Here is a 25,671-nt window from a genome sequence, read left to right as displayed (position 1 = left end):
CAAGCCCGCGGCAATCGCCACAATTCACGCAATGCCGAAGGTCCAGCCCTCGCGCACCGCAATCTCCGGCGTCATCGCTTCAGGCGCCCACCAGTGCGACTGCCCGGCAATCGCCCGCAACCCCGCCGCCGTCACCAGCGCATCGCCCACATGGTCGGCAAAGGTCGGCCCCAGCCCATCCGGCACCTCGGCCCCGAAATGCCGCATCGCGCCCGCCAGCACATCGCGGTTCCGCATCTTCCCCCGCACCCCCGCCATCCGGCCAAAGGCCTGGCAATAAATCTCGGCAATCACCGGGCCAGAGCGCGGCAACGGATCAAAGGGCCAGACCGCCCACCCCAGCCGGTTGAGCAGCCGCATCGCCGAGAGCGACGCCTTGCCCACCTGGCTCGCCCCCAGCAGCACGAAATTGGAGGTCGGCACCCCCAGCCGGCGCTCGGCATAGAGCCGCTCACACACTCTGAGATGCGCCCGCGCAGCCCGCGGTCCGTCTGCCGCCCCCATCCAGAAGGCCTCGCGCCGGTGCGCCACAAAGCCATGGCCTCCCAGGTCCGGCTCGCCCGCGCACACCGCATCCACCTCGGCCCAAAGGTCCCGCGCCGGCCCCAGAAAGGGCGGCACGGCGGCAAAGCCAAAGCCCGCGTCCATCCCCACCAGCACATCGCCGCTAAAGCCGCCCAGCCAGTCCAGCACGCCCGTTCTCGACCACACACCGCCCGGCGGCACCACCAGCCGCACCGGCCCCTTCGCCGCACACATCGCCACCTGCACACTGGCATGGCGCACCCCGCGCGCGCCCGACCAGTCGATCCCTACAAAGCGCGAAAACCTCACCGCGCCTTCTTCTCCGCGCGCCGGCGCGCCCATTCCGCCATCCGCTCACCAAGCCGCGCCTCCAGCCCGCGTGGGCTCGGTTCATAAAGCCGCCGCGCGCCCATCCCCTCCGGCCAATAATCCGCGCCCGAAAAGCCGTCCGGCGCGTCATGGTCATATTCATAGCCCGCGCCCCGCCCCATCTCGCGCATCAGCTTCGTCGGCGCATTCAGGATATGCGGCGGCGGCACCAGCGATCCCGTCTCCCGCGCCGCCTTGCGCGCCGCCTTCTCCGCCCCATAAGCCGCGTTCGATTTGGGCGCGGTCGCCAGATACAGACACGCCTGCACCAGCGCCAACTCCCCCTCCGGCGATCCGAGCAGCTGAAAGGCCTGCACCGCCGCCAGCGCCTGCACCAGCGCCTGCGGGTCCGCCAGGCCAATGTCCTCGCTGGCAAAGCGCACCATCCGCCGCGCCAGATAAAGCGGCTCCTCGCCCGCCTCCAGCATCCGCGCCAGCCAATAGACCGCCGCATCCGCGTCCGACCCCCTGAGCGCCTTGTGCAGCGCCGAGATCAACCCATAATGCCCGTCCCCCGCCCGGTCATACACCGGCATCCGCCGCTGCAGCAGCGCCGCCAGCCCGCCCGCATCCAAAGCGCCCTCCACACCGGCGGCCAGCAGCGTCTCCACCTGCCCCAGGAGAAACCGCCCGTCCCCGTCCGCCCCCGCCAAAAGCGCCGCCCGCGCCCCTTCGTCCAGCGGCAGTGCCGCGCCCGTCTCCTCCTCCACCCGCGCCAGCAGCCCCTGCAGCGCATCCTCATCCAGCCGCCGCACCACCAGCACCTGCGCGCGTGACAGCAGCGCCGCATTCAACGCAAAGCTCGGGTTCTCGGTCGTCGCCCCCACCAGCGTCACCACACCCTCCTCAACCACGCCCAGCAGCCCGTCCTGCTGCGCCCGGTTGAAGCGGTGAATTTCGTCCACAAACAACAGCGTCCGCCGCCCGTCCGCCCGTGCGCGCGCAAAAATCGCCTTCAGATCGGCCACACCCGCAAACACCGCCGAAATGCTCTCGAAGCGCAGCCCCACCGCATCCGCCAGCAGCCGCGCAATGCTCGTCTTCCCCGTCCCGGGCGGCCCCCAAAGGATCAGGCTCGAAAGCCGCCCGCTCGCCACCATCCGGCCAATCACCCCGTCCGCCCCGGTCAGATGCGCCTGCCCCAACACCTCGCCCAAAGCACGCGGCCGCAGCCGCTCCGCCAGCGGCGCGCCGCCCCCCGAATCAGACCCGAACAAATCGCTCACCCCCCCATCTAGCGCCCTGCCCCCGACAATGCCAAAACCCAGCCCATGACCATCCGCCCCGCCACGCTGGCCGACCTCGCACCTCTCCACGCCCTCATCGAACGCGCCTACCGCGGCGACACGGCGCGCGAGGGCTGGACCAACGAAGCCCATCTCCTCTCCGGCACCCGCACCACCACCCAAGCCCTCACCGCCCAGCTCACCGACCCCGACACCGTCCTCCTCCTCCACGAAGGCGCGCTGGCCACCGTGCAAATCACCAACCTCGGCCAGGCCCGCGCCTATCTCGGCCAGCTCGCCGTCGATCCCGCCCACCAGTCCAAAGGCCTCGGGCGCATCATGCTCGACGCCGCCCACGCCCACGCCCACACCCACATGCACGCCGCCACCATCGAAATGAGCGTCATCAACGTCCGCCACGAACTCATCGCCTGGTACCAGCGCCGCGGCTACACTCCCAATGGCGAAACCCGCCCCATGCCCGAAAGCGCCGGCCCCACCACAAGGCCCATCCACCTCATCATCCTCGAACGCCCGCTCCCCTGAACCGCCATTCGCAAATCCGCAATCGACCTCACCTAAACTCGCCATTCCAAGGGGAGATTCGTCATGCGGCTGGCCGTCTACAACGTAGAAAACCTGTTCGACCGGCCCCGCGCCATGAGCCATGACACATGGGCCGAAGGCGAGCCCGTGCTCAGCGACTTCGCCGAACTGTCGCGCCTGCTCGGCCAGCCCGCCTATACCGACAAGCCCCGCATGGTCGCCCTCATGCAGGCGCTCGGCCTCACCCGCTCCGACACCGGCCCCTTCGCCATCCTGCGCCGCAACCGCGGCGGGCTGGTCCGCCGCCCCCGCGCCGGCGGCCTCGAAATCACCGCCAGCGGCCGCGCCGACTGGGTCGGCAGCCTCGAACTGCGCCGCGCGCCCATCAACGAACACGCCATGCGCAACACCGCCCGCGTCATCGCCGATCTCGGCGCCGATGTGCTCGGCATCGTCGAGGCCGACAACCGCCCCGTGCTCGCCGCCTTCAACCGCCAGATCCTCCCCGCCATCGGCGGCACAGCCTTCCGCCACGTCATGCTCATCGACGGCAATGACGAACGCGGCATCGACGTCGGGCTGGTCAGCAAGGCCGGCTTCCCCATCGGCCAGATGCAGAGCCGCGTCGATGATACCGACGCCAACGGCCAGCCAATCTTCTCGCGCGATTGCCCCCAGTTCGAAATCACCACCCCGGCCGGCAACCGCCTCATGGTGCTGGTCAACCACTTCAAGTCAAAAGGCTATGGCGGCATGGCCGCCTCCAACGCCCGGCGCCGCGCCCAGGCCGCCCGCGTCGCCGCCATCTACGCCGAACTCACCGCCGCCGGCGAAACCCATGTCGCCATCATGGGAGACCTCAACGACACCCCCGACAGCGCACCCCTCGCCCCGCTTGTGCAGGATACCGACCTCGCCGATGTCTTCACCCACCCCGCCTTCGACAACGGCGGCTACCCCGGCACCTACGACAATTGCAGCGACGGCAAGAAAATCGACTACATGCTCCTCTCCCCGGCCCTCTTCGCCAAAATGACCAGCGGCGGCGTCTGCCGCAAAGGCATGTGGCCCGGCATCCGCGCCCAGCGCTGGCCCGCCTACCCCGAACTCACCCGCCCCGAAGACGCCGCCTCCGACCACGCCGCCATCTGGGCCGACATCAATCTTTGAAGAGGGCCTCCGGCGGCTGGGGCCTCAGGCCCCAGACCCCATAAGTGGAACCGCCCTAAAAGTTCCCGTCGCCCCGGACCTGATCCGGGGCCTAAGCGAGTCCGTTCCCCCCAAGCCCAGCGCCGCAGGCTATAAATGCGCTACGCGCCGTCGCTGCCCTCGCAAGCCTTGCCCCAAAACAACAAATGGGGTCTGGGGCCCAAGGCCCCAGCCGCCGGAGGCCCTACTAAACTCCAAACCCAGCCCTCAGGATTTGAAAAACGGCTTTACGTCACCCTTGAGCTTGATTGTCAGCGGGTTGCCGAAGCGGTCGCGGGCGTTGCCGGCGACCACTTTGATCCAGCCTTCTGACACGCAATATTCGTCGACGTTGGTTTTTTCCGTGCCGTTGAACATGATGCCCACCCCGCGTTCGAGCAGGTCGGGGGCGTAGTGCGGGCTGCGCGGCGAGGCCGAGAGCCGGTCGGGCGGCGTGTCGGACGGCGTGTCGGGGGTGGTTTCGGGTGTCTCGGTCATGCGCTTTCACTGGCGGAGCCAGCTTGGGGCGTCAACAAGCGAATGGCCACGCACCCGTCATGGATGCGCGGCCATCGCCTGTCCCTGAAGGGCGCCTCAGGCGTCTTCGGCGGGCGTTTCGTCTTCGGCGGCCGGCGCTGCGGCTGGCGCTTCGGCCGGAATGCCCGGTTCGGCGCTGGCGTCGAACTCTTCGGTGAAGCCGGCTTCGTCGCGTTCGAACTTGTCGGCGGTCACATCGACACCCTTGGCCTGCAGTTCGGCTTCTTCGGCCGAGCGTGCGACGTTGACGGTGACGGTGATGATCACTTCGGGGTGCAGTGCCACCTTGACCTTGTGCAGCCCCAGCGCCTTGATCGGCGCGTCGAGCACGATCTGGCTGCGGCTCACCTTGTGGCCGCCGCTGGTCAGCGCTTCAGCGAGGTCGCGCGCGGCGGCCGAGCCATAGAGCTGGCCCGAGCTCGAGGCCTGGCGGATCATCACGACGGTCACGCCGTCCATGTCCTTGGCGTCCGAGCGGGCGATATCGCGGCGCTTGGCGTTCTCGGCTTCGATCCGCGCGCGGTCGGCCTCAAACTTCTTGCGGTTGCCTTCGGTGGCGCGCAGCGCCTTGCCGCGCGGCAGCAGATAGTTGCGGGCAAAGCCGGGCTTGACGGTGACCACGTCACCGATGGCACCAAGCTTTTCCACGCGTTCCAGCAGAATCACATCCATCGTCTGCTCCTCACTTCACCAGATAGGGCAGCAGGCCCAGATGGCGCGCGCGCTTGATGGCCTTGGCCAGTTCGCGCTGCTTCTTGCCGGAAACGGCGGTGATGCGTGCCGGCACGATCTTGCCGCGCTCGGACACAAAGCCCTGCAGCAGCCGCACATCCTTGTAATCGATGGCGGGCGCGCCAGCGCCGGAAAAGGGGCAGCTCTTGCGGCGGCGGAAAAACGGACGTCCCATCTCTGCTCTCCTCAGGCCATTTCACGCGGCGCACGGTCGCCGCGCGGCGCCCGACCACCATCGCGGCCACCATCCCGGCCACCATCACGGTCCCGGCCGCCATCACGGCCGCCATCACGACCACCCTCGCGGCCACCCTCGCGGCCGCCTTCGCGCTCGCCCCGGCGCAGCATGGCGCTCGGCTCGGTCGGCAGCTCATCGATGCGCACGGTCATCGAGCGGACGATGTCTTCGCTCAAACCCACATTGCGCTCCATTTCCACAAGCGCTGCGGGCGGCGTGTCGAGCACCAGCATCACATAATGCGCCTTGCGGTTCTTGGCGATCCGATAGGCCAGCGTGCGCAGGCCCCAATATTCCTGGGTGACCACGCGGCCACCGCCTTCACTGATGATCTTGGTAAAGCCTTCCGTCAGCGCTTCGACCTGCTGCGGGGCAAGGTCCTGACGCGCGAGGAAGACATGCTCGTAAAACGGCATGCGCTATCTCCTGTACCGATCGCTGACGCCGCCCCATGCGGACGCCCCTCCGGCTTGCTTCATCCCCGGGCCAAGCCCAAGGGAGCGCGGCCTATGAAGCACCCGCCCCCAAATGGCAAGTCCTAACGAACAGGTGCCAGCAACGGCGCTACCGCCGGGTCACCCTCCACACTGGCGCGCAGCGGTGCGTCCACAAACGCCTTTGACGCCTGCTCATAGCCATAGCCCAGCGCCAGCACCCGCGCATCGTCCCACTTGGTGCCCACAAAGCTCAGCCCCAGCGGCAGCCCCTTCACCCGCCCCATCGGCACGGTCAGATGCGGATAGCCGGCAATCGCTGCATAGCCCGTCGGCCCGCCCCGCCCCGGGCTCTGATCGCCGATCACCGCATCGATCATCCACGCCGGTGAAACCGTCGGCGCCACCAATACCACCGCATCCGCCGCCTTCAGCATCGCATCGATGCCGTCGGCCCCGGCCAGCCACAGGCTGGTCGCCCGCGCCTCCAGATATTCCGGGTCGTCCAGCCCCTTGGTCGCTTCGGCCGCGATGAACGTCTCCTGCCCGAACAGCCCCAGTTCACGCGCCGCATTCGCCTCGTTGAAGGCTATCGCCTCGGCCAGCGTCCGCACCGGCACCGCCGCTGGCGTCGAGGCCAGATAGGCGTTCAGCCCGGCCTTGAATTCGCTCAGCAGCACCTTGTATTCGGCCTCGCCCATCGCCGCGCGCCCTTCAGGCGCCTCGACATCCACCAGCACCGCCCCTTGCGCCCTGAGCACCGCCAGCGCCTCTTCAAACACAAGGTCCACCGGCGCCAGCCAGCCGGTCGCCGAGCGCAGCACCGCGATCCTTGCCCCCTTCAGCGCATCGGCGCGCAGACCGGCCACATAATCAACGGCCCGCGCATCCGCCTCCACCGTCGCCGGGTCCGCCTGGTCGCTACCCGCCATCGCGTTCATCAGTATCGCCGCCGTGCGCACATCGCGCGTCATCGGCCCGGCCGTGTCCTGGCTGGCGCTGATCGGCACGACATGCGTCCGGCTCACCAGCCCCACACTCGGCTTGAAGCCGACAATCCCGTTGATGCTCGCGGGACACACCACCGAGCCATCGGTCTCGGTGCCAATCGCCGCCGTCACCATCCCGGCCGCCACCGCCGCCCCCGAGCCCGACGATGAGCCACACGGCGTCCGGTCAAGCGCATGCGGATTGCGCACCTGCCCGCCCAGCCCGCTCCACCCCGAAATCGACGTGTCCCCGCGAAAATTCGCCCATTCCGATAGATTGGTCTTGCCCAAAATCACGGCACCCGCCGCCCTGAGCCGCGCCACCAGCGGCGCATCGCGCCCGGTCCTGTTGTCCTTCAATGCCAGACTGCCCGCCGTCGTCGGCAGCTCGCGCGTCTCGATATTGTCCTTCACCAGCACCGGCAGCCCATAAAGCGGCCCTCTCGCCATCCGCCGCCGATCCATCGCGCGCGCCTCGGCCAAAATGTCCGGCGTCAGCGCCAACACCGCATTGACCTCGCCGTTCACCGCCTCGATCCGCGCCAGCGCCGCCGCCACATTGGCCTCCGCCGGCCCGACAGGCTGCGCCTGAGCCGCGCTCGCCAACAACAGCGCCAAAACCAATGCCCGCATCACAGCCCCCATGAAAAAGCGGGGAGGCTCTCACCTCCCCGCCAAAAGCCAAAATCAGGCGCTCGCCGAAAGCGCGCTGCGCCCGCGCTTCACGATCAGCTTGTTGAGTGCATTCACATAGGCCCGCGCGCTCGCCACCAGCGTGTCAGTGTGCGCGCCGGTGCCGCGCGTCGTGCGGCCATGCTCGGCCAGCACCACGCTCACCTCGGCCTGCGCATCGGTCCCCGCCGTCACCGCATGCACCTGGTAGAGCTGCAACACCGCATCCTCATGCGGCACCAGCTTCCTGATGGCATTGAACAGCGCATCCACCGGCCCGTTGCCGCGCACCGCCGCCGTCGCCTCCTTGCCATCAATCTCCAGCGTCAGTATCGCCCGCTGCGGCCCGTTCGAGCCGGCATAGACCTCTACCTCGATCACCCGGATCCGGTCATGCCCGCGCAGCACCTCGTCATCGACCAGCGCGACAATGTCCTCGTCAAACACCTGCTTCTTGGCGTCCGCCAGATCCTTGAACCGCTTGAAGGCATCGGCAAACTCATTGTCCGACAGCACATAGCCCATCTCGGCCAGCTTCTGCCGAAACGCCGCGCGGCCCGAATGCTTGCCCAGCACGAGGTTGGTCGCCCCCTGCCCCACGCTCTCGGGGGTCATGATCTCATAGGTGCTGCTGTCCTTCAGCATCCCGTCCTGGTGAATGCCGCTCTCATGGGCAAAGGCATTGGCCCCCACAATCGCCTTGTTCGCCTGCACCGCCATGCCCGTGATGCCGCTCACCAGCCGCGACGCGCGGGTGATCTCGGTGGTCACGATCCCGGTCTTCACCGGCAACACATCATGGCGCACGCGAATCGCCATGGCGATTTCCTCCACCGCCGCATTGCCGGCCCGCTCGCCGATGCCGTTGATCGTCGCTTCCACCTGCCGCGCGCCCGCCATCACGGCCGCCAGCGTATTGGCCACCGCCAGTCCCAGATCATTGTGGCAATGCGTCGAGAAGATCGCCTTGTCGGCATCCGGCACCCGCGAAATCACTTGCGCAAACATCGCGCCATAGGTCTCCGGCGTCGCATAGCCCACCGTGTCAGGCAGGTTGATCGTCGTCGCCCCGGCCTTGATCGCCGCCTCCACCGCCCGGCACAGAAAGTCCGGGTCCGAGCGCGTCGCATCCTCGGCCGACCATTCCACATCGCCGCACAAATTGCGCGCATGCCCCACCGAAAAGGCAATCGCCTCCAACACCTCCTCGGGCGTCTTGTTCAGCTTGGCCCGCATATGCAGCGGCGAGGTCGCGATAAAGGTGTGAATGCGCGGGGCTCGCGCCCCCTTCACCGCCGCCCAGGCGCGGTCGATGTCGGCCTGCGCCGCGCGCGCGAGGCTGGCCACGATCGCCCGCTCGCACTGGCCGGCCACCGCCTGCACCGCCTCGAAATCGCCCTCGGATGCAATGGCGAACCCCGCCTCGATCACATCCACCCCCAGCGCCTCGAGCTGATGGGCCACCTTCAATTTCTCTTCGAGGTTCATCGAGCAGCCCGGCGACTGCTCGCCGTCCCGCAACGTCGTGTCAAAAATACGTATATGGTCGTTTGTCTGCGTGTTCATGAGGATAACCCTGTCATGTCATGATGTTGCGTCTGGGATCGTATCACCCTCCGGCCGCGGCGCGCTGCCGCCCGGCCGGGCACAGCGCCGTCAGCGCGCCCGGAGGCGCGTAAGTTGCAGAAGGAGAGACCGGGTCATCATGGCTCTGCACATAAGCCCACAGGCGCAAAAAGAAAAGACCCCGACGCATCAACACCGGTTGCAGACGGGCCGTGTCGCTGCAACAAATGACGTGTATAGTCCCGCCAATACAGCAGGAGCCCCCATGATCATCCGCAACGCCTTCATCGCCGCAACATTGCTCGCCGCCCTGCCGGCCGCCGCCCAGACCCTGCCCGGCAGCCCCGATCCGGCCGCCGTCAGCGGCGGCACCTACTCCGTCGATTCCGACCACACGCTGGTCCGCTTCGAAGTCGATCATTTCGGCATCACCCCCTACACCGGCATCTTCGGCGACGTCACCGGCACGCTGATGCTCGATCCCGAGGCGCCTGATGCCGCGCGCCTCGACATCACCATCCCCGTCGCCAAGGTCACCACCGCCAGCGCCGGCCTCACCGCCCATCTGCTGCGCCCCGGTAAGGATGGCGGCAAGCCAGACTTCTTCGGCCCCGCCCCCGCGCCGGCCCGCTTCGTCTCCACCAGCGTCCGCACCACCGCCAACGCCGCCACCATCACCGGCGATTTCACCCTCAATGGCATCACCAAGCCCGTCACCCTGCAAGCCCGGCTCTACGGCGCCGGCACCATGCCCGCCACAATGGGCGGAAAGGAGAACATCGGCTTCCGCGCCACCGCAACGCTGCGCCGCAGCGATTTCGGCATCGCCACCGCCGTGCCCTTCGTCTCCGACGACGTCACGCTCGATATCATCGCCGCCTTCCAGAAATGAGCCTCTTGAACCCGCCCCCCTCCCCGACAACATGAGGACCAGCCTCGCAACAGGAGCCGCCCATGGCCAGCAGCACTGAAACCAAGCTCACGCCCGAAGCGCCGCTTACCCTTGAGCCGCCTGTCGCGGTCGCCGCCGTCGCGCCCGCCAAGGCCGCCGGCCTCGTGCCCCTCAAGCCCGAGCAGATCAGCGCGCTCGATGAAAAGGTAGACAGCTTTGTCGAAGCGCTCGTCGCCACCGACGCCGCCAGCCCCGAATTCGGCAAAAAGGTCGATGCCCTCACCAATCTCGGCGCCAAGGAAATCGCCGCCGCCGCCGGCCAGTCCAACCGCTTCCTCGACCGCCCCACCCGCGCCATCGACAAGGACACCGGCATCGGCACCGACCTCACAGCACTTCGCCGCACCATCGAAGACCTTGATCCCTCCGGCAAGGGCGACCTCACCAGCCGCAAGAAGCTGTTCGGCCTCATCCCCTTTGGCGGCAGCCGCCTGCGCAGCTATTTCGACAGCTACAAGTCCGCCCAGACCAACATCCAGGCCATCCTGTCCCGCCTCAAGGACGGCAAGGACGAACTCCTCATGGACAATGCCGCCATCGATCAGGAGCGCGCCAAGCTCTGGGAGGCCATGGGCCGCCTCGAACAGATGGTCCATGTCTCGAAAACCCTCGACGCCCGCCTCGAGGAAAAGGCCCTCGAGCTTGAAACCACCGACCCCGCCAAATCCCGCGCCATCCGCGAGACCGCCCTGTTCCAGACCCGCCAGCGCACGCAGGACCTGCTCACCCAGCTGGCCGTCAGCGTCCAGGGCTATCTGGCGCTTGATCTGGTCAAGAAAAACAACATCGAGCTGATGAAGGGCGTCGACCGCGCCAGCACCACCACGGTCGCCGCGCTCCGCACCGCCGTCACCGTCGCCGAAGCCATGAGCAACCAGAAGCTCGTCCTCGAACAGATCACCGCGCTCAACACCACCACCGCCGGCATCATCGACAAGACCGGCGAGCTCCTCAAGACCAACACCGCGCGCATCCATGAACAGGCCGCCTCCAGCACCATCCCGCTCGAAACGCTGCAACGCGCCTTCCAGAACATCTATGAGACCATGGACGCCGTCGACAGCTTCAAGCTGAAGGCGCTCGATTCGATGAAGACCACCGTCGAAACCCTCTCCGGCGAAATCGACAAGAGCCGCGCCTATATCGCCCGCGCCGAAGGACAAGCGCAGGCCCAGCTCACCAAGCCCGAAACCTCGCCCTTCGAAGCCGTCTGATGGCCGATCCCGACACCGTCCTTGCCCGCAACGAAGACAGGCTCGCCCGCCTCGCCCGCGGCGAGGCCGCAGCGCGTGCCCGCGCCCGCGCCCGCGCCCGGCAACAGGCCAGCCTCAGCCGCCGGGTCCGCCGCGCCCTCATGGTCGCCGCCACCCTCATCCTCGCGCCCATCGTCTACGGCCTCATCATCGGCCCCATCGGCACCAGCGCGCTGGTCCTGCTGGTGCTGGCCGGCGCGCTCGCCATCGCCGCCGCCCTGGTCCTCGATCCCCAGGCCGCCGCCGCGCAGGATATGGACGCCGCGCCGCTCGCAGCACTGCCCACCGTCACCGATACCTGGCTCCATGCCCGCCGCCGCGAGCTCCCCGCCGCCGCCGGCCCGCAGATCGACGCCATCGGCCTCCAGCTCGCCACGCTCGAAACCCAGCTCGCCCAGATCCAGACCGAGAATGACGTGACGCAGGATCTCGACCGCCTGCTCAAGAAGCACCTGCCCGGCCTTATCGAGCGTTACACCCGCGTGCCCGCCGCCCAGCGCAGCGCCGACCCCGGCCTTGAAGCCACCCTCGTCTCCGGCCTCGCGCTCGTTGAACGCGAACTCGCCCGCGCGTCCGCCAAACTCTCCGAGGCCGACCGCGACGCCCTCAAGATTTCAGGGCCGCTTCCTCGAAACCCGCTACGGCGAAAACGACCTCAAGACCGGCGCTTAAAGGCTCACGCAGATCTTGCCGAAATGCGCCGCACTCGCCTGATATTTGAAGGCCTCGCCCAGCTCCGCCATGGCAAAGGTCCGGTCGATCACCGGCTTGATCCCATTGGCCTCAATGGCGCGGATCATGTCCTGCTGCTGCCGCCGCGTGCCCACCGTTATCCCGATCAGCCGCACCTGCTTGGCCATCAGCATCATCGTCGGCACCTCGCCCGAAAAACCCGCCAGCACACCAATCAGCGAGATATGCCCGCCCACTGCCACCGCCGTGATCGACTGCGGCAGCGTTCCCGCCCCGCCAATCTCGACAATATGGTCCACCCCGCGCCCGCCGGTCAGCGCCAGCACCGCCTTCGCCCAGTCCGGCGTCGCCTTGTAGTTGATCACATGGTCGGCCCCGAGCGCCGTCATCTTCGCCAGCTTCGCATCCGAAGATGAGGTGGCAATCACCGTCGCCCCGCAGGCCTTGGCAAATTGCAGCGCAAACACCGACACCCCGCCCGTGCCCTGCACCAGCACCGTCTGGCCGGGCTGCAACTGCCCCTCCACCATCAGCGCCCGCCACGCCGTCAGCCCGGCGCAGGTCAGCGTCGCCGCCTCCGCATGGTCATAGCCCGCCGGCACATGGGTGAAGCTCGTCACCGGCGCGGTCACTTCTTCCGCCGCAAAGCCGTCCGCCCCGTCCCCCGGCACGCTGGCAAAGCCCGCCGCCGACGGCTTGCCATCGAGCCACGCCGGAAAGAACACCGACACCACCCGGTCACCCACCTTGAACTCGGTCACGCCCGCGCCCACCGCCACAACCTCGCCCGCCCCGTCCGACATCGGAATCCGCCCGTCAGGCGTCGGCAGGCTGCCCATCACGACAAGGAAATCATGGTAATTCAGGCTCGAAGCCCGAATGCGCACCTTGATCTCGCCGGGGCCCGGCGCAGGCGCGTCGGCCATGTCCTCCAGCTTAAGATTGTCCGGGCTGGCCGGATGGCGCAGGCGCATGGCTTTCATGGTCGGTGTCTCCCCTGTTTGTTGGGCGACAGTAGCGGCCGTGGGGGCGGTGTCGACTGGTGTTCGGGAGAGGGCCGCTGGAGGGCCGCGGCAAAGCCGCGTCCTGACGTCAGACGAGTTCAGTCAGCTTCGCTGCCTGCCTCGCTGGCCGAGCCCCGCGCGAGTCTGCTCGCAAGCTTCGCTTGCTCTCAGCCGCGCGGCGCAAAGGGGCCGCGGCAAAGCCGCGTCCTGACGTCGAAGCGGTTCAGCGAACTTCGTTCGCCGCCCGCCCGGCCGAGCCTGCGGCAAGTCTTGCGATAGCTCCGCTATCGCGCGCCGCCTTGGCTAGACCCACTCCTGCAACACCAGATCGGGCGGCCGATGCCCATCCGCCCAGACCCGGATATTGGCGATCACCTTCTCGCCCATCGCCTGCCGGCCCTCAAAGGTCGCCGAGCCCATGTGCGGCAGCAGCACCACGCCCGGCAGGTCGAGCAGGCGCGGGTCCACAAGCGGCTCGCGCTCGAACACATCGAGCCCGGCGCCGGCAATCCGGCCCGCCGCCAGCGCCTCGCACAGCGCGCCCTCGTCCACAATCTCGCCGCGCGCGGCGTTGATCAGATAGGCGTTGCGCTGCATCAGCCCGAAGCGCCGTGCATCGATCAGATGATGCGTCTCGGGCGTGTGCGGGCAATTCAAGGTGATGAAATCCACCCGCCCCAGCATCGCGTCCAGATTTTCCCACCAGGTCGCTTCCAGCTCGGCCTCGATGTCCTCGGGCAGCCGGTGCCGGTTGTGATAATGCACCGTCAGGCCAAAGGCCCGGGCGCGCGCCGCCACCGCCCGGCCAATCCGCCCCATCCCGACAATCCCCAGCCGCTTGCCGGTGATCCGGTGGCCCAGCATCCCCGTGGGCGACCAGCCCGCCCAGGCGCCAGCGCGCACCAGCTTCTCGCCCTCCGCCAGCCGCCGCGGCACCGACAAGATCAGCGCCATCACCATGTCGGCGGTGTCGTCGGTCAGCACGCCGGGCGTATTGGTCAGCGCAATCCGGTGCGCCCGCGCCGCCGCCATATCGATATGGTCCACCCCCACCCCGAAATTGGCCAGGAGCTTCAGCCGCCCGCCCTTCGCCCCGGCCTCGATCACCGCCGCATCCACATGGTCGGTCACCGTCGGCACCAGCACATCACAGCGCGCCGCCGCCGCCGCAAGTGCGGCCGCATCCATCGGCGCATCATCAAGGTTCAGCTCGACATCAAACAGCTCCGCCATCCGCGTCTCCACCGGCTGCGGCAGCCGCCGCGTGACGATGACCTTGGGACGGGGTTTTGAAGGAGGCGCCATGTCCCAGAGGCTTGCCCCCGCCGCCCGCGTGCGTCAAGACAGCACGCATGAAGCCCCTCATCTTCGCGCTCACCGCCGCCCTGTTCACCAGCCCCGCTGCTGCGGCCGAACGCGCCGACGGCACCACAGATCTCCCCGTCCCCCGCTTCGTCTCGCTGCGCTCCAACCTCGCCATGATGCGCGCCGGGCCAGACAGCACCCGATTCCCCATCCTCTGGGAATATCGCCGCCGCGGCCTGCCGCTCGAAATCATCCGTGAGTATGGCATCTGGCGCGAAGTCCGCGATCCCGACGGCACCACCGGCTGGATGAACAAGTCGCTGCTCACCGGCGTGCGCACCGGCTACATCAAGAATGAGGAGCGGCTGCTCTACGTCAGCCCCAACACCGGCTCGCGCATCGCCTGGCGCGTCGCGCCCGGCACCATCCTCAACATCACGCTGTGCGAAGACGTCTGGTGCCGCGTCACCAACGAGGGCCGCTCCGGCTTCATCCCCCGCGCCCATCTCTGGGGCACCTACCCCAAGGAGCGGATCGCCGACTAGCTGACCAGCTGCAGGGCGCGCCCATGCTGCGCCAGCCAGCGCTTGCTTGGCCCCGCATGGCTGTCCAGCCGCCCCACCAGCGCCCAGAAGTCGCGCCCATGGTCGGCGTGCACCAGATGCGCCACCTCATGCGCCACCACCGACCGCAAAACCTCCGGCGGTGCCATCACCAGCCGCCACGAATAGTTGATCCGCCCGCTCGCCTTGTTGCAGCTCCCCCAGCGCCCCTTGGGGTCGCCCAGCCGCACCGCCACCCCCGTCCGCCCCACCGCCGCTGCCAGCCGCACCGTCTCCGGCTCCAGCCGTGCCCGCGCCTCGGGCATCAGCCAGCGCTTCACCCGGTCCCCCACCGCCACCTCCGGCCCGCCCAGCACCAGCCGGTCGCCGGTCCGCACCACCCGCACCGGGCGCGCCGCCTCCCAGTCAATGAGCAATTCGCCGCCCTCAAACGGCACCCACGCGCCCGGCACAAGCCGCACCGCCGCAGGCCAGCGCGCCACCTGCGCCGCCAGCCAGCCGGCATGGCTCTCCAGCAGCGCCAGCGCTTGCGCCTCGCCGCCCCGCGCCGGCAGGCTCAGCCGCACGCTTCCCGACACCGCACAGGCCCGCATCTTCACGCCCTGCGCCGCCCGGTAACGCCGCACCACCAGCGGCAACACCCGCTCGCCCACCACAACCGTCGCCGGCAGCCTCAAAACTCCCCCTCGACGATATGGTTCTCAAGCTCGCCTGCATGGGTCTCCGAGATCACCCGCCCCGCCACCGAAATCCCCGCCCGCTTCACGCTCTCCGGGTCGCCCGAAATCAGCGGATGCCAGTCCGCCAGCCCCTGCCCGCGATAGACCCGCAAATAGGCGCAGCTGTCCGGCAGCCAGCCAATCTCCTCCAGCCGCGCCGGGGTCAGCCGCACACATTCGGGCACCTGCGCCTTCCGGTTGGCATAATCCCCGCACCGCCCGGTCTTCACATCCAGCAGCCGGCAGGCGACATTGGTCTGAAAGATCTCGCCGGTCTCGTCATCCTCCAGCTTGTGCACACAGCAGCGCCCGCAGCCATCGCACAGGCTCTCCCACTGCGCCCGGCTCATCTTCGCGAGCGGCACCGTCTCCCAGAACGGACTAGCGGACATACGTCTCCAGCATGCCCCTGACCGCCTCCACCCCGCTGCCATGCGGCACAAAGGCCACCGGCTCGCCCTTGGGGCCAAACAGATAATAGACGGCAAAATGATCGACCAGATAATCGGCGTCCGCCGTGCTCTCGCGCGTGTCCACTCGCCGCGCATAAATCCCGTAGCGCTTCATCGCGTCCGCCACAGCGTCCTCATCCCCCGTCAGCCCGACAAAGCGCGGATGAAACGCCTTCACAAAGGGCCGGATCGCCTCCGGCGTGTCCCGCCGCGGGTCCACGCTCACGAATATCGGCGTCACCTTCGCCGCCCGTGTCCCGTCCGCGTCCTCAAACTGCCGCAGCGCCTGCCCGAGCACCGCCATGTCGGTCGGGCACACGTCCGGGCAAAAAGTATAGCCAAAATACATCAGCCGCCACTGGCCCTTGAAATCCGCCGCCGTGCGCGGCTGCCCGTCCTGGTCCACCAGCGCAAACTCGCCGCCCAGCGTGCTCCCCGCCAGATTGCCCTCGGGCGCCCGCACCACAGCAAACTGCTGCCAGCCCAGCCACCCCGCCAGCGCCACCGCCAGCACCAGCGCTGCAATCCGGATCCGCTTCATCACCCTGTTCATCCCGTTCGTCCAAGGCTATGTCCTGCCCAACAGTCCCGGCAATAGGCGCGGGGGTCGCATTTGTCGACCAGCGCGCCGCGCCGCCAAAAGGAGGTCCACCCATGCCCAAGCTGCTCCGCCTGCTGGCCGTCATCACAACCCTGCTCGCCGCGCCCGCCGCCGCCCAATTCTCCGACAGCTACAATCTCATCAAGGCCTTCAAGGACAAGGACGCCAACGCCGCCATCGAGCTGCTCGACAAGCCCGGCAACACGCTGGTCAATTCGCGCGATGCCGACACCGGCGACGGCGGCATCCACATCGCCACCCGCCGCGCCGATCTGCCCTGGGTCGGCCTCATCCTCAAATACAATGGCAACATCAACCTGCAGGACCGTCAAGGCAACACCGCCCTCATGCTCGCCACCATTGCCCGCTGGCAGGAAGGCGTGAACCTCTTCCTCCGCGTCAAGGCCCAGCCCGACATCCAGAACCGGCTCGGCGAAACCCCGCTCCTCAAAGCCGTGCAGGCGCGCGACGTCCAGCTCGTCGAGGCCCTGCTCAAGGCCGGCGCCAACCCCGATATCACCGACAACAGCGGCACCTCGCCGCGCATCGCCGCCGCCCGCGACCCGCGTGCCACGCGCGTCGCCGAGCTGTTCGAGGCCGTGCCCCCCAAACAGAACCGCATCATGCAAGGCCCCACCCTCTGAGCCGCCCTCACGCCACGGCGGCCCCCAAGCGGATTCGCCGCATCCCCGCAGCCGCCCACCTCCGCTAGAGCGCCGACCATGGAAATTCCCTCCATCGCGGCCTCGGCCTTTGATCGTCCGGGCGTCAAGGTCCGCACGCTGGCGATCCTGCGCTGGATCGCCATCGGCGGCCAGTTCACCACGCTCATCGTCGTCGGCCTCTGGCTCGGCTATCCGCTGCCCTGGCCCTCGCTCGTCGCCGCACTCGCCGCCTCTGCCGTCCTCAACATCGGCCTCGTCACCCTTTATGGCCGCAGCGCCCGCCTCCAGGGCATGGATCTCGTCCTCCACCTCGCCTTCGATCTCGTCCAGGCCGGCGTCATGCTGTTCCTCACCGGCGGGCTCGCCAATCCCTTCGCCATCCTGCTCATCATGCCCGTCACCATCGCCGCCACGCTGCTGCCGGCGCGCGCCATGGGCCTGCTCGGCGGGCTCGCCGCCATCATCCTCGCCGCCCTCTGGATGTGGGCGCGCCCGCTGCCCTGGGAAGGCGGCACCCCGCCCGATTTCCCGATGATGTACCGCATCGGCGTCGCCATCAGCCTCGCGCTCGCCATCGGCTTTCTCGGCATCTACCTCTGGCTCGTCTCCGCCGAAGCGCGGGACCGCGCCCGCGCGCTGGTCGCCACCGAAGCCGCACTCACCCGCGAAGCCAAGATGAGCGCGCTGGGGTCGCTTGCCGCCGCCGCCGCCCATGAGCTCGGCGGCCCGCTCGGCACCATCACCCTCATCGCCCACAGCCTGTCCGAGGCGCTCGGCGACGATCCCGATTTCGGCGAAGACATCCGCCTGCTCGAATCCGAAGCCGCCCGCTCGCGCGGCATCCTCGTGCGCATCGCGCGCCGCGCCGAAGCCGAAGACCCCTTCGCCACCTTGGGCCTCGACGTGCTGCTCCACGAAGTCGCCCGCAATGCCGAGCCGGCGCGCGTGCCGCTGCGCATCCACACCGGCGCCGATGTCCCCAAGGTCAAGCGCTCGCCCGAGCTGCTCCATGGGCTCGCCAATCTCGTCGCCAATGCCGTGCGCCACGCCGGCTCGGCCGTCGAGCTTCACGCCAGCGCCAATGCCTCCGATGTCCAGATCACCATCCTCGATGATGGCCCCGGCTTCCCCGATGATCTGCTGCCCCGCTTCGGCGATCCCGATCTCGGCCCCTCGCGCTCGGGCAGCGGCGGCACCGGCCTCGGCATCTTCATCGCCACCACCCTTCTCGAGCGCACCGGCGGCCGCCTCGCCTTCACCAACCGCCGCGACGGTGGGGCGCAGGTAGACGTTCGCTGGCCGCGTCCCCATATTGAAGCGACAGAAGAGGAGTAACCCATGTCCACCATCCCTTCAGAGCTTGAAACCAGCCCCCCCATCGCCGAGGGCGACACCCCCCTGCTGCCGCTGCTGCTCGTCGATGATGACGCTCCCTTCCGCCAGCGCCTCACCGTGCTGCTCCAGCGTCGCGGCTTCGCCGTCACCGCCGCCGGCAGCCTCGCGGAAGCGCGCGTCGAAGCCGCCCGCCTCAAGCCCAGCCACGCCGTCGTCGACATGCGCCTCGATGATGGCAACGGCCTGACGCTGGTCACCGAGCTGCGCGCCGTCAATCCCGACATGCGCATCGTCGTGCTCACCGGCTATGGCAACCTCGCCACCGCCGTTGCCGCGGTGAAGGCCGGCGCCGTTGATTACCTCGCCAAGCCCGCTGACCCGGAAGACATTGTCCGCGCCCTCAACGCCGACGAAGGCGAGCGCCCCGAAGCCCCGCCCGAGCCCATGTCCGCCGACCGGGTCCGCTGGGAGCATATCCAGCGCGTCTATGAACTGTGCGACCGCAACGTCTCCGAAACCGCGCGCCGCCTCAAGATGCACCGCCGCACCCTGCAGCGCATCCTCGCCAAACGCTCGCCGCGCTGATCACGGGCGAGGGCGCCCGCCCCCTATTGCGCCGGGCCCGTCGACGCCGCATCCCCGCCGGAAAGCGCCGCGCCCGGCACAGCCAGCCTCGCAGCCGCTCTGACGGTATCGCCCTCGTCCCACTTTGCCACCACGGCGGTCGCTACCGCATTGCCGATCACATTGGTCGCGCTGCGCCCCATGTCCAGAAAATGGTCCACCGCCAAAATCAGCAGCAGCCCGGCCTCCGGAATGCCGAAATAGGGCAGCGTGGCCGCAATCACCACCAGCGAGGCACGCGGCACGCCGGCAATGCCCTTTGATGTGATCATCAACAGCCCCAGCATGAAGATCTCCTGCGCCAGCGTCAGGTCAATGCCGTAAGCCTGCGCAATGAAGATCGAGGCAAAGGCGCAATACATCATCGAGCCATCCAGATTGAACGAATAGCCCAGCGGCAGCACAAACGAGGTGATCCGCGTCGGCACGCCAAAGCGGTCCAGCGCCTCGATCATCTTCGGGTAAGCTGCCTCAGATGACGCGGTCGCAAAGGTAATCAGAAACGGCTCCCGGATGGTCATCACCAGCCGCTTCACATTGGCCGGCCCGATCACCGCCGCCCCCGCCCCCAGCAGCAGCACCCACAGCATCGCCAGCCCCAGGTAGAAGCTGCCGATGAACTTGCCAAAGGTCACGATAATCCCCAGCCCCTCGACCGCAATCGACGAGGCCACCGCCGCAAACACCGCCAGCGGCGCCGTCTGCATCACATAGCCGGTAATCCTCAACATCAGATGCATCAGCGCATCCAGCCCGCGCACGATCGGCGCCCCCTGCTCGCCAATGGCAATCAGCCCCATGCCGGCAAACAGCGAGAACACCACGATCTGCAAGATCTCGTTGGTCGCCATCGCCTCGAAAATCGACTTCGGCACCAGGTTGGGAAAGAAGGTCGTCGCATCGAACGCCGATTTCGCCAGCCCCGTCTCCGCCGCCGCATCCGGCAGCGCCAGCCCCACGCCCACGCCCGGTTGCAGCAGATTGACCATCAATATCCCCAGCGCCAGCGACGCCACCGACGCGGTGATGAACCACGCCATGGTCCGCGCAAAGGTCCGGCCGATCGAGCCGCCCGAGCCCATATGCGCCACCCCCACAATCAGGGTCGAAAGCACCAGCGGCGCAATGATCATCTTGATCAGCCGCAGGAAAATCTGCGTGATGATGCCCAGATAGCTGGCAATCTCCTTCGCCGCCGCCGGCGTCGCCACCATCTGGTTGATGACATATCCCACCACCAGCCCGATCACGAGCGCGACAAGAATGTTCCGGGTCAGCCTGTTGGTCACCATGGGAGCGCACGCTGGAAGCGCGCTCGCGGCCAGTCAACCTCTTTCTGCGTCACCTGCCATCGGCTATCAGGGCGGCCACGAACCCGGCCACGCGCCGCAAAACCCGTCCCGAGGAGCAAGCACCATGATCGGCACATTGATGGTCGAGGACGACCGCACCGCAAAACAGATCTTCGAAGACGTCATGGCCAATCCGGCCCGCGCCCGCTTCGGCTTCGGCGAGCGGCTGGCCATCGTCAACGTCGACTTTCAAAATGCCTATACCCGGATCGACCGCTACAAGACCGCCTATCAGACCGACCCGCGCCAGATCGAACACACCAACACCATCAGCCGCCTCGCCCGCGCCGCCGGCATGCCCGTCGTCTGGACCCGCGTCGCCTATGCCGAAGACGGTTCAGACGCCGGCGTCTGGGGCACCCGCACCAACACGCCCGACAGCTTGCAAAACATCAAATATGGCTCAGACCGTCACGCCTTTGACGAACGCTGCGAAATCGACCCCTCAGACACACAGTTCACCAAGCGCATGCCGTCCGCCTTCCACGAAAGCCCGCTGCAATCGCTGCTCATCTGGCACAAGGTCGATACCGTCGTCGTCACCGGCGGCAGCACGTCCGGCTGCGTCCGCGCCACCGCCGTCGACAGCCTCTCGCGCGGTTACCGCACCATCGTGCCCATCGAGACCTGCGCCGACAAACACGCCAGCTACCACTATGCCAACCTCACCGACCTCCAGCTCAAATACGCCGACGTCGTGCCGGTGCAGGAGGTCATCGACTGGCTTCAGGCGCGCTGAGGGGGGTCTCGTCGCCCCGGACTTGATCCGGGGCCTAAGCACCGCCCGCGCCGCTGGCCCGCTCAAGCCGCGCAAAGGCCTGCGGCAAAGCCGCAGGCTGACGTCGAACGGGTTCGGCTGGCAGCGGGCCAGCCGCCCCGCCGGCCGGGCTGTGCGCGAGTCTCAAAATAGCTTCGCTATTTTTTGCCGCGCTAGCCTAACCAATCCACCACCCTGATAATCAACCCCGCCACCAGCATCGCCGCCCCCGGCCAGAAGGTCAGCATCAAGAGCAGCCCCAGCCCCACCGGGTTCGGATCGTCCACCAGCCCGACAAACTCCGCCGCCAGCACAGCCAGCAGCGGCACAATCCCCAGTGACAGCGCAAACAGCCCCCAGCGCACCAGCCGTCTCGCCCATTTCGATTCGCCGCGCATGCCTCACCCTCCCCCACTCTCCACGCAGCGACAACCCCCGCCACAAAATCGCTGCAAAACCGCGCGCCCCCCGCTATGTCCGGAAAAATGATTCAAGATCCCAACCTCTACACCCGCGAGCCCGACCAACGCCCGCTCAAATGGCCCGGCGGCAAGAGCTGCGCCGTCTGGGTCGCCCCCAATCTCGAATATTATGAGCTCGATCCGCCCGCCCATCCCCGCCGCAAGAGCTGGGCCAAACCCCATCCCGATGTGGTGGGCTACAGCCACCGCGATCACGCCAACCGCGTCAGCCACTGGCGCATGGCCGAGGTCATGACCAAGCACGGCTTCCCCGGCTCGGTCAGCCTCTCCGTCGCACTCTGCGATCACATCCCCGAAGTCGTCGCCGATGGTGCCGCGCGCGGCTGGGAGTTCTTCAGCCACGGCATCTACAACACGCGCTACGCTTACGACATGGACGAGGCCCAAGAGCGCGCCATCATCGAAGACAGTATCGAAACCGTCCACAAAGCCACCGGCCAGCGCATCCGCGGCTGGCTCGCGCCCGCCCTCACCCACACGGTCAACACCATGGACCTGCTCGCCGAATATGGCCTCGATTACACCTGCGACCTCTATCACGATGATCGCCCCGGCGAGGTCAACACCAAGACCGGCCGGCTGATCTCCATGCCCTACAGCCTCGAAGTCAACGATCACTACGGCTTCTTCGTCTACAATATGAGCCCCCGCGAATATGCCGCCGCGCTCATCGCCCAATATGACCGCCTCGCCCGCGAAGGTGAGGCCAGCGGCACGGTCATGTGCATCCCGCTCCATTCCTACCTCATCGGCCAGCCCCACCGCATCGGCCCCTTCGAAGAGGTGCTCCGCCACATCGCCGCCGATGGCCGCGCCTGGATCACCACCGCCGGCCAGATCGCCGACAGCTACAAGGCGCAACGGTCATGACCCTCCCCCAAAGCTATCTCGAATATCCCCGCCGCCAGCGCGGCATGGATCACGACCTCTACCCCTGGTCCAACATCTTCGACCGCCCGCCCCTCACATGGCCACAGGGCAAGGTCGCCGTCGCCGTCGTCATCTCCTGCGAATTCTTCCCCCTCACCCCCTCCGACACCCCCTTCCGCGCGCCCGGCCACATGCAGACGGCCTTCCCCGATTACCGGCACTTCACCGCGCGTGATTACGGCAGCCGCCTCGGCGTCCCCCGCCTGCTCGAAGCCCTCGCCAAGGCAGGCGTCCCCGCCAGCTTCGCCATGAACAGCGCCTGGGCCACCCGCTTCCCCACCCTCACCGCGCAGATCCTCAAAGCCGGCCACGACATCATCGCCCACTCGACCGACATGAACGGCACCATCGCCACCGGCCTCGCGGAAGCGGACGAACGCGCCCTCATCCACCAAAGCCTCACCACCCTCGAAGCCGCCACCGGCCGCCGCCCCAAAGGCTGGCTCTCGATCGCGCGGTCACAAAGCTTCAACACCCCCCGCCTCCTCGCCGAAGCCGGCCTCGACTATTGCCTCGACTGGGTCAACGACGAGCTCCCCTACCGCCAGCACACCCCCGCAGGCCCGCTCATCAACCTCCCCCTCAACCACGAACTCTCCGACCGTCAGGTCATCGGCACCTGCCAGCAATCCGCCGCCAGCTACACCACCCAACTCGAAGACGCCTTCAACTGGCTCGCCACTGAAGCTCAAACCAGCGGCGCCCGTATGCTCCCGGTTCATCTTACCCCCTATATAAGCGCCCTGCCCTACCGCATCGACGCGGTCGCCAACTGGCTGGAAACCACCGCCCAAAACCCGGACGCCTGGTTCACCACAACCACCCAGCTGGTCGACACCGCCAAGGCGCAGGGCGTGTAACCAAGGGAGTCCGCAACCATGACCAAAGTCCTCATCGCCGCCGCCAGCCTCGCCGCACTCACCGCCTGCACCAACACCACCACCGGCGCCCTCATCGGCGGCAGCGCCGGCGCAATCGCCGGCAAAGCCACCGGCGTCGGCACCCTCGAAGGCGCCCTCATCGGCGGCGCCATCGGCGCCGTCGCCGGCGACCGCGAAGAAAAAAAGCGCCGCTACGACGATTAACAGGAGCCTCCGGCGGCTGGGGCCTCAGGCCCCAGACCCCATCCATGGAACCGCCCAAAAAGTTCCCGTCGCCCCGGGCTTGACCCGGGGCCTAAGCACCACCCGCCCCCCCAAGCCCAGCGCCGCAGGCCATAAAGCGCTACGCGCCAGCGCTGCCCTCGCAAGCCTTGTCCCAAAACAACAAATGGGGTCTGGGGGCGTCGCCCCCAGCCGCCGGAGGCCCTTTTCTCCCCGCCGGAGGCCCTTCTCCCCGCCGGAGGCCCCTAAAGCCCGCCCCCTCAAGCTCGAGGGTGCGCCCCCCGATACGCCGCCAGCAGCCCGCCCTCGTCCACGGCCGTATAGATCTGCGTTGATGAGAGCGACGCGTGCCCCAGCAGCTCCTGAATAGCGCGCAAATCCGCCCCGGCAGCGAGCAGGTGCGTCGCAAAGCTGTGCCTCAGCGCGTGCGGTGTCGCGCTTGCCGGCAGCCCCAGCCCGGCGCGTGCCGCCCGCATCACGGCCCGGATCGTCCCTGCATCGAGCGGCCCGCCCCGCACCCCGCGAAACACCGGCCCGTCCCCCACCTCAAACGGCGCCGCCGCCAGATAGGCCTCCACGCCCGCGCGCACCACCGGCAGCAGCGGCACCTGCCGCACCTTCCCCCGCTTGCCGCTGACGGTCAAAACCTCGCCCAAAGGCAAATCCGTCCCGCTCAGGGAAAGCGCCTCCGATATCCGAAGCCCTGCCCCCCACAGCAGCAAGAGCACCGCCCCGTCGCGCAGCCGCACCCAGTCCGCGCCCCCGCTCTCCCCCACAACCCCCAGAAGCGCCCGCGCATCGCCGGCCGCCACAGGCCGCGGCACGCGCCGCGCCAGCTTCGGAGATTTCACCCCCGCCAGCGCCTCCACGCTCACCCCCTGCCCCCGCAGCCAGCGCGCAAAGCTGCGCAAGCACGAGAGCTCCCGCGCCACCGACACATTCGCCAGCCCCTCCCCGCGCCTGAGCGCCAGAAACCCGCGCACATCCGCCCCGCTCAGCCCGGCCACATCCCTAAGCCGCACCTCGCCCCCCAGATGCCGCGAAAGATAATCCCCAAACCGCTCAAGCGTGCCCGCATAGGCCCTCAGCGTATGCGCCGAAAGCCGCCGTTGATGCGCACACACATCAAGCCACTGCGCCGCCACCTCAGCCAGCAGCGCCGCCTCATTCACAAGATCGTCTGCCCCGTCTTTTCCCAGTCCGCCGCAAAACCCGCCAGCCCCTTGTCCGTCAGCGGATGCCCCGCAAGCGCCCTGATCACCGCCGGCGGCATCGTCGCCACATCCGCCCCGATCTTGGCGGCTGCCAACACATGCACCGGATGGCGCACAGAGGCCGCCAAAATCTCCGTCTTGAAGTCATAATTGTCGTAAATCAGCCGGATATCCGCAATCAACTCCATCCCGTCCTGGCTGATATCATCCAGCCGCCCGATAAACGGGGACACAAACGTTGCCCCCGCCTTCGCCGCCAAAAGCGCCTGGTTCGCCGAAAAACACAGCGTCACATTGGTCATCACGCCCTCGTCCGAAAGCGCCTTGCACGCCTTCAAACCCTCCATCGTCAGCGGCAGCTTGATGCAGATATTCCGCGCCAGCTTGCGCAAAACCTCCGCCTCCCGCAGCATCGTCGGCGCATCCATCGCCACCACCTCGGCCGAAACCGGACCCTTCACGATCTCCGCAATCTCGCGCACCACCTCCAGAAAATTCCGCCCAGACTTCGCAATCAAACTCGGATTGGTCGTCACCCCATCCAAAAGCCCCGTCTCAGCCAGCGAAGCAATCTCCCCCACATCCGCCGTATCCACAAAAAACTTCATGCCCCAAACCTCCTGAAAGCTCGTCCCCACCCTAGCC

Annotated in this window: 30 protein-coding genes; 12 read left to right on the top strand and 18 right to left on the bottom strand. The window is 67.7% G+C overall.

The features are described 5' to 3' along the window. Positions 1–24 precede the first annotated feature (24 nt). Positions 25–834 (bottom strand): hypothetical protein, encoded by an 810-nt coding sequence (locus tag ACMVO5_RS12755; protein WP_416907871.1) that lies wholly within the window; start codon positions 832–834, stop codon positions 25–27. Beyond that, the gene (locus tag ACMVO5_RS12750; RefSeq protein ID WP_416907870.1) at positions 831–2,120 is read right to left on the bottom strand and encodes a replication-associated recombination protein A; all 1,290 of its coding nucleotides are present in this window, start codon (positions 2,118–2,120) and stop codon (positions 831–833) included. Before ACMVO5_RS12750 ends, ACMVO5_RS12755 begins: the two co-directional genes overlap by 4 nt. A 45-nt stretch (positions 2,121–2,165) precedes the next feature. On the opposite strand from ACMVO5_RS12750, the gene ACMVO5_RS12745 reads away from it, so the two are divergent. Both ACMVO5_RS12745 and ACMVO5_RS12740 read left to right on the top strand, forming a co-directional pair. After that, a complete protein-coding gene (locus ACMVO5_RS12745; RefSeq protein ID WP_416907869.1) occupies positions 2,166–2,666 on the top strand; it encodes a GNAT family N-acetyltransferase in 501 nt (166 codons plus the stop codon). A 63-nt stretch (positions 2,667–2,729) separates the two neighbouring features. Then, complete coding sequence (locus ACMVO5_RS12740; protein WP_416907868.1) at positions 2,730–3,836, top strand: endonuclease/exonuclease/phosphatase family protein; 1,107 nt, start codon at positions 2,730–2,732, stop codon at positions 3,834–3,836. 246 nt (positions 3,837–4,082) lie between these two features. Here ACMVO5_RS12740 and ACMVO5_RS12735 read toward each other — a convergent pair whose 3' ends face one another. The 6 genes from ACMVO5_RS12735 to ACMVO5_RS12710 form a co-directional block, all read right to left on the bottom strand. Further along, on the bottom strand, positions 4,083–4,352 hold the full coding sequence (locus tag ACMVO5_RS12735; RefSeq protein WP_416907867.1) for a DUF3297 family protein: 270 nt from the start codon (positions 4,350–4,352) through the stop codon (positions 4,083–4,085). 96 nt (positions 4,353–4,448) lie between these two features. Beyond that, positions 4,449–5,063 carry a 50S ribosomal protein L9 gene (gene rplI, locus ACMVO5_RS12730; RefSeq protein WP_416907866.1) on the bottom strand — a complete coding sequence of 205 codons (615 nt, stop codon included), beginning with the start codon at positions 5,061–5,063 and terminating at the stop codon, positions 4,449–4,451. A 10-nt stretch (positions 5,064–5,073) separates the two neighbouring features. Beyond that, positions 5,074–5,298 carry a 30S ribosomal protein S18 gene (rpsR, locus tag ACMVO5_RS12725; RefSeq protein WP_416907865.1) on the bottom strand — a complete coding sequence of 75 codons (225 nt, stop codon included), beginning with the start codon at positions 5,296–5,298 and terminating at the stop codon, positions 5,074–5,076. Between the two features lie 11 nt (positions 5,299–5,309). Next, complete coding sequence (gene rpsF / locus ACMVO5_RS12720; protein ID WP_416907864.1) at positions 5,310–5,777, bottom strand: 30S ribosomal protein S6; 468 nt, start codon at positions 5,775–5,777, stop codon at positions 5,310–5,312. Between the two features lie 122 nt (positions 5,778–5,899). Continuing rightward, positions 5,900–7,417, bottom strand: a complete 1,518-nt coding sequence (locus ACMVO5_RS12715) for an amidase (RefSeq protein WP_416907863.1) — start codon at positions 7,415–7,417, stop codon at positions 5,900–5,902. 54 nt (positions 7,418–7,471) lie between these two features. After that, positions 7,472–9,022 carry a 2-isopropylmalate synthase gene (locus tag ACMVO5_RS12710; RefSeq protein ID WP_416907862.1) on the bottom strand — a complete coding sequence of 517 codons (1,551 nt, stop codon included), beginning with the start codon at positions 9,020–9,022 and terminating at the stop codon, positions 7,472–7,474. 265 nt (positions 9,023–9,287) lie between these two features. On the opposite strand from ACMVO5_RS12710, the gene ACMVO5_RS12705 reads away from it, so the two are divergent. Both ACMVO5_RS12705 and ACMVO5_RS12700 read left to right on the top strand, forming a co-directional pair. Beyond that, a complete protein-coding gene (locus ACMVO5_RS12705; protein WP_416907861.1) occupies positions 9,288–9,914 on the top strand; it encodes a YceI family protein in 627 nt (208 codons plus the stop codon). Positions 9,915–9,976: 62 nt separating this feature from the next. Continuing rightward, the gene (locus ACMVO5_RS12700) at positions 9,977–11,188 is read left to right on the top strand and encodes a toxic anion resistance protein (protein ID WP_416907860.1); all 1,212 of its coding nucleotides are present in this window, start codon (positions 9,977–9,979) and stop codon (positions 11,186–11,188) included. Here ACMVO5_RS12700 and ACMVO5_RS12695 read toward each other — a convergent pair. The 3 genes from ACMVO5_RS12695 to ACMVO5_RS12685 all read right to left on the bottom strand — a co-directional run bounded on the left by ACMVO5_RS12695 (position 11,113) and on the right by ACMVO5_RS12685 (position 14,229). Then, positions 11,113–11,679, bottom strand: coding sequence for a hypothetical protein (locus ACMVO5_RS12695; RefSeq protein ID WP_416907859.1), 567 nt, complete (start codon positions 11,677–11,679; stop codon positions 11,113–11,115). The genes ACMVO5_RS12700 and ACMVO5_RS12695 overlap by 76 nt on opposite strands. A gap of 216 nt (positions 11,680–11,895) precedes the next feature. Beyond that, a complete protein-coding gene (locus ACMVO5_RS12690) occupies positions 11,896–12,903 on the bottom strand; it encodes a zinc-dependent alcohol dehydrogenase family protein (RefSeq protein ID WP_416907857.1) in 1,008 nt (335 codons plus the stop codon). A 324-nt stretch (positions 12,904–13,227) separates the two neighbouring features. Further along, positions 13,228–14,229, bottom strand: coding sequence for a 2-hydroxyacid dehydrogenase (locus ACMVO5_RS12685; RefSeq protein WP_416907856.1), 1,002 nt, complete (start codon positions 14,227–14,229; stop codon positions 13,228–13,230). A gap of 47 nt (positions 14,230–14,276) precedes the next feature. Between ACMVO5_RS12685 and ACMVO5_RS12680 the strand changes: the two genes are divergently transcribed. Beyond that, on the top strand, positions 14,277–14,774 hold the full coding sequence (locus ACMVO5_RS12680; RefSeq protein ID WP_416907855.1) for an SH3 domain-containing protein: 498 nt from the start codon (positions 14,277–14,279) through the stop codon (positions 14,772–14,774). Here ACMVO5_RS12680 and ACMVO5_RS12675 read toward each other — a convergent pair. The 3 genes from ACMVO5_RS12675 to ACMVO5_RS12665 are packed head-to-tail and all read right to left on the bottom strand — an operon-like array spanning position 14,771 to position 16,504. Further along, the gene (locus ACMVO5_RS12675) at positions 14,771–15,469 is read right to left on the bottom strand and encodes a M48 family metallopeptidase (protein WP_416907854.1); all 699 of its coding nucleotides are present in this window, start codon (positions 15,467–15,469) and stop codon (positions 14,771–14,773) included. The genes ACMVO5_RS12680 and ACMVO5_RS12675 overlap by 4 nt on opposite strands. Continuing rightward, positions 15,466–15,903: a YcgN family cysteine cluster protein gene (locus ACMVO5_RS12670; RefSeq protein WP_416907853.1), complete on the bottom strand. Its 438-nt coding sequence runs from the start codon at positions 15,901–15,903 to the stop codon at positions 15,466–15,468. Before ACMVO5_RS12670 ends, ACMVO5_RS12675 begins: the two co-directional genes overlap by 4 nt. Then, positions 15,893–16,504 (bottom strand): SCO family protein, encoded by a 612-nt coding sequence (locus ACMVO5_RS12665; RefSeq protein ID WP_416907852.1) that lies wholly within the window; start codon positions 16,502–16,504, stop codon positions 15,893–15,895. The genes ACMVO5_RS12670 and ACMVO5_RS12665 overlap by 11 nt, the downstream gene beginning before the upstream one ends. 113 nt (positions 16,505–16,617) lie before the next feature. On the opposite strand from ACMVO5_RS12665, the gene ACMVO5_RS12660 reads away from it, so the two are divergent. From ACMVO5_RS12660 to ACMVO5_RS12650, 3 genes are all read left to right on the top strand, one after another. Continuing rightward, positions 16,618–17,208 carry an ankyrin repeat domain-containing protein gene (locus tag ACMVO5_RS12660; RefSeq protein WP_416907851.1) on the top strand — a complete coding sequence of 197 codons (591 nt, stop codon included), beginning with the start codon at positions 16,618–16,620 and terminating at the stop codon, positions 17,206–17,208. Positions 17,209–17,286: 78 nt separating this feature from the next. Next, the gene (locus ACMVO5_RS12655; protein ID WP_416907850.1) at positions 17,287–18,564 is read left to right on the top strand and encodes an ActS/PrrB/RegB family redox-sensitive histidine kinase; all 1,278 of its coding nucleotides are present in this window, start codon (positions 17,287–17,289) and stop codon (positions 18,562–18,564) included. A 3-nt stretch (positions 18,565–18,567) separates the two neighbouring features. Further along, complete coding sequence (locus ACMVO5_RS12650) at positions 18,568–19,149, top strand: ActR/PrrA/RegA family redox response regulator transcription factor (RefSeq protein ID WP_416907849.1); 582 nt, start codon at positions 18,568–18,570, stop codon at positions 19,147–19,149. 23 nt (positions 19,150–19,172) lie between these two features. Here ACMVO5_RS12650 and ACMVO5_RS12645 read toward each other — a convergent pair whose 3' ends face one another. Continuing rightward, a complete protein-coding gene (locus ACMVO5_RS12645; protein WP_416909380.1) occupies positions 19,173–20,477 on the bottom strand; it encodes a dicarboxylate/amino acid:cation symporter in 1,305 nt (434 codons plus the stop codon). A 127-nt stretch (positions 20,478–20,604) separates the two neighbouring features. Here ACMVO5_RS12645 and ACMVO5_RS12640 point away from each other — a divergent pair, with 127 nt between their 5' ends. Further along, positions 20,605–21,279, top strand: coding sequence for an isochorismatase family protein (locus tag ACMVO5_RS12640; RefSeq protein WP_416907848.1), 675 nt, complete (start codon positions 20,605–20,607; stop codon positions 21,277–21,279). 191 nt (positions 21,280–21,470) lie between these two features. Here ACMVO5_RS12640 and ACMVO5_RS12635 read toward each other — a convergent pair whose 3' ends face one another. Beyond that, positions 21,471–21,695, bottom strand: coding sequence for a hypothetical protein (locus ACMVO5_RS12635; RefSeq protein WP_416907847.1), 225 nt, complete (start codon positions 21,693–21,695; stop codon positions 21,471–21,473). An 87-nt stretch (positions 21,696–21,782) separates the two neighbouring features. Between ACMVO5_RS12635 and ACMVO5_RS12630 the strand changes: the two genes are divergently transcribed. The 3 genes from ACMVO5_RS12630 to ACMVO5_RS12620 are packed head-to-tail and all read left to right on the top strand — an operon-like array spanning position 21,783 to position 23,794. Next, positions 21,783–22,649, top strand: a complete 867-nt coding sequence (locus ACMVO5_RS12630) for a polysaccharide deacetylase family protein (RefSeq protein WP_416907846.1) — start codon at positions 21,783–21,785, stop codon at positions 22,647–22,649. Further along, a complete protein-coding gene (locus ACMVO5_RS12625) occupies positions 22,646–23,569 on the top strand; it encodes a polysaccharide deacetylase family protein (RefSeq protein ID WP_416907845.1) in 924 nt (307 codons plus the stop codon). The genes ACMVO5_RS12630 and ACMVO5_RS12625 overlap by 4 nt, the downstream gene beginning before the upstream one ends. 18 nt (positions 23,570–23,587) lie before the next feature. After that, a complete protein-coding gene (locus ACMVO5_RS12620) occupies positions 23,588–23,794 on the top strand; it encodes a glycine zipper domain-containing protein (protein WP_416907844.1) in 207 nt (68 codons plus the stop codon). 278 nt (positions 23,795–24,072) lie between these two features. Here ACMVO5_RS12620 and ACMVO5_RS12615 read toward each other — a convergent pair whose 3' ends face one another. Both ACMVO5_RS12615 and fsa read right to left on the bottom strand, forming a co-directional pair. Continuing rightward, positions 24,073–24,984: a tyrosine recombinase XerC gene (locus tag ACMVO5_RS12615; RefSeq protein WP_416907843.1), complete on the bottom strand. Its 912-nt coding sequence runs from the start codon at positions 24,982–24,984 to the stop codon at positions 24,073–24,075. Continuing rightward, positions 24,981–25,634, bottom strand: coding sequence for a fructose-6-phosphate aldolase (gene fsa, locus ACMVO5_RS12610; RefSeq protein ID WP_416907842.1), 654 nt, complete (start codon positions 25,632–25,634; stop codon positions 24,981–24,983). The genes ACMVO5_RS12615 and fsa overlap by 4 nt, the downstream gene beginning before the upstream one ends. Positions 25,635–25,671 lie beyond the last annotated feature (37 nt).

The sequence above is a fragment of the Polymorphobacter sp. genome (assembly GCF_048007885.1).
Lineage (GTDB): Bacteria > Pseudomonadota > Alphaproteobacteria > Sphingomonadales > Sphingomonadaceae > Sandarakinorhabdus.
This window is presented reverse-complemented; position numbering and strand designations above follow the sequence as displayed.

What these genes read in the sequence shown, in the direction of transcription:
- ACMVO5_RS12745 (WP_416907869.1), top strand. Translation starts at nt 2,166, where the DNA reads ATGACCATCCGCCCCGCCACGCTGGCCGACCTCGCACCTCTCCACGCC.
- ACMVO5_RS12740 (WP_416907868.1), top strand. Translation starts at nt 2,730, where the DNA reads ATGCGGCTGGCCGTCTACAACGTAGAAAACCTGTTCGACCGGCCCCGC.
- ACMVO5_RS12735 (WP_416907867.1), bottom strand. Translation starts at nt 4,352, where the DNA reads ATGACCGAGACACCCGAAACCACCCCCGACACGCCGTCCGACACGCCG.
- rplI (WP_416907866.1), bottom strand. Translation starts at nt 5,063, where the DNA reads ATGGATGTGATTCTGCTGGAACGCGTGGAAAAGCTTGGTGCCATCGGT.
- rpsR (WP_416907865.1), bottom strand. Translation starts at nt 5,298, where the DNA reads ATGGGACGTCCGTTTTTCCGCCGCCGCAAGAGCTGCCCCTTTTCCGGC.
- rpsF (WP_416907864.1), bottom strand. Translation starts at nt 5,777, where the DNA reads ATGCCGTTTTACGAGCATGTCTTCCTCGCGCGTCAGGACCTTGCCCCG.
- ACMVO5_RS12715 (WP_416907863.1), bottom strand. Translation starts at nt 7,417, where the DNA reads ATGCGGGCATTGGTTTTGGCGCTGTTGTTGGCGAGCGCGGCTCAGGCG.
- ACMVO5_RS12710 (WP_416907862.1), bottom strand. Translation starts at nt 9,022, where the DNA reads ATGAACACGCAGACAAACGACCATATACGTATTTTTGACACGACGTTG.
- ACMVO5_RS12705 (WP_416907861.1), top strand. Translation starts at nt 9,288, where the DNA reads ATGATCATCCGCAACGCCTTCATCGCCGCAACATTGCTCGCCGCCCTG.
- ACMVO5_RS12700 (WP_416907860.1), top strand. Translation starts at nt 9,977, where the DNA reads ATGGCCAGCAGCACTGAAACCAAGCTCACGCCCGAAGCGCCGCTTACC.
- ACMVO5_RS12690 (WP_416907857.1), bottom strand. Translation starts at nt 12,903, where the DNA reads ATGAAAGCCATGCGCCTGCGCCATCCGGCCAGCCCGGACAATCTTAAG.
- ACMVO5_RS12685 (WP_416907856.1), bottom strand. Translation starts at nt 14,229, where the DNA reads ATGGCGCCTCCTTCAAAACCCCGTCCCAAGGTCATCGTCACGCGGCGG.
- ACMVO5_RS12680 (WP_416907855.1), top strand. Translation starts at nt 14,277, where the DNA reads ATGAAGCCCCTCATCTTCGCGCTCACCGCCGCCCTGTTCACCAGCCCC.
- ACMVO5_RS12670 (WP_416907853.1), bottom strand. Translation starts at nt 15,903, where the DNA reads ATGTCCGCTAGTCCGTTCTGGGAGACGGTGCCGCTCGCGAAGATGAGC.
- ACMVO5_RS12665 (WP_416907852.1), bottom strand. Translation starts at nt 16,504, where the DNA reads ATGAAGCGGATCCGGATTGCAGCGCTGGTGCTGGCGGTGGCGCTGGCG.
- ACMVO5_RS12660 (WP_416907851.1), top strand. Translation starts at nt 16,618, where the DNA reads ATGCCCAAGCTGCTCCGCCTGCTGGCCGTCATCACAACCCTGCTCGCC.
- ACMVO5_RS12655 (WP_416907850.1), top strand. Translation starts at nt 17,287, where the DNA reads ATGGAAATTCCCTCCATCGCGGCCTCGGCCTTTGATCGTCCGGGCGTC.
- ACMVO5_RS12650 (WP_416907849.1), top strand. Translation starts at nt 18,568, where the DNA reads ATGTCCACCATCCCTTCAGAGCTTGAAACCAGCCCCCCCATCGCCGAG.
- ACMVO5_RS12640 (WP_416907848.1), top strand. Translation starts at nt 20,605, where the DNA reads ATGATCGGCACATTGATGGTCGAGGACGACCGCACCGCAAAACAGATC.
- ACMVO5_RS12635 (WP_416907847.1), bottom strand. Translation starts at nt 21,695, where the DNA reads ATGCGCGGCGAATCGAAATGGGCGAGACGGCTGGTGCGCTGGGGGCTG.
- ACMVO5_RS12630 (WP_416907846.1), top strand. Translation starts at nt 21,783, where the DNA reads ATGATTCAAGATCCCAACCTCTACACCCGCGAGCCCGACCAACGCCCG.
- ACMVO5_RS12625 (WP_416907845.1), top strand. Translation starts at nt 22,646, where the DNA reads ATGACCCTCCCCCAAAGCTATCTCGAATATCCCCGCCGCCAGCGCGGC.
- ACMVO5_RS12620 (WP_416907844.1), top strand. Translation starts at nt 23,588, where the DNA reads ATGACCAAAGTCCTCATCGCCGCCGCCAGCCTCGCCGCACTCACCGCC.
- fsa (WP_416907842.1), bottom strand. Translation starts at nt 25,634, where the DNA reads ATGAAGTTTTTTGTGGATACGGCGGATGTGGGGGAGATTGCTTCGCTG.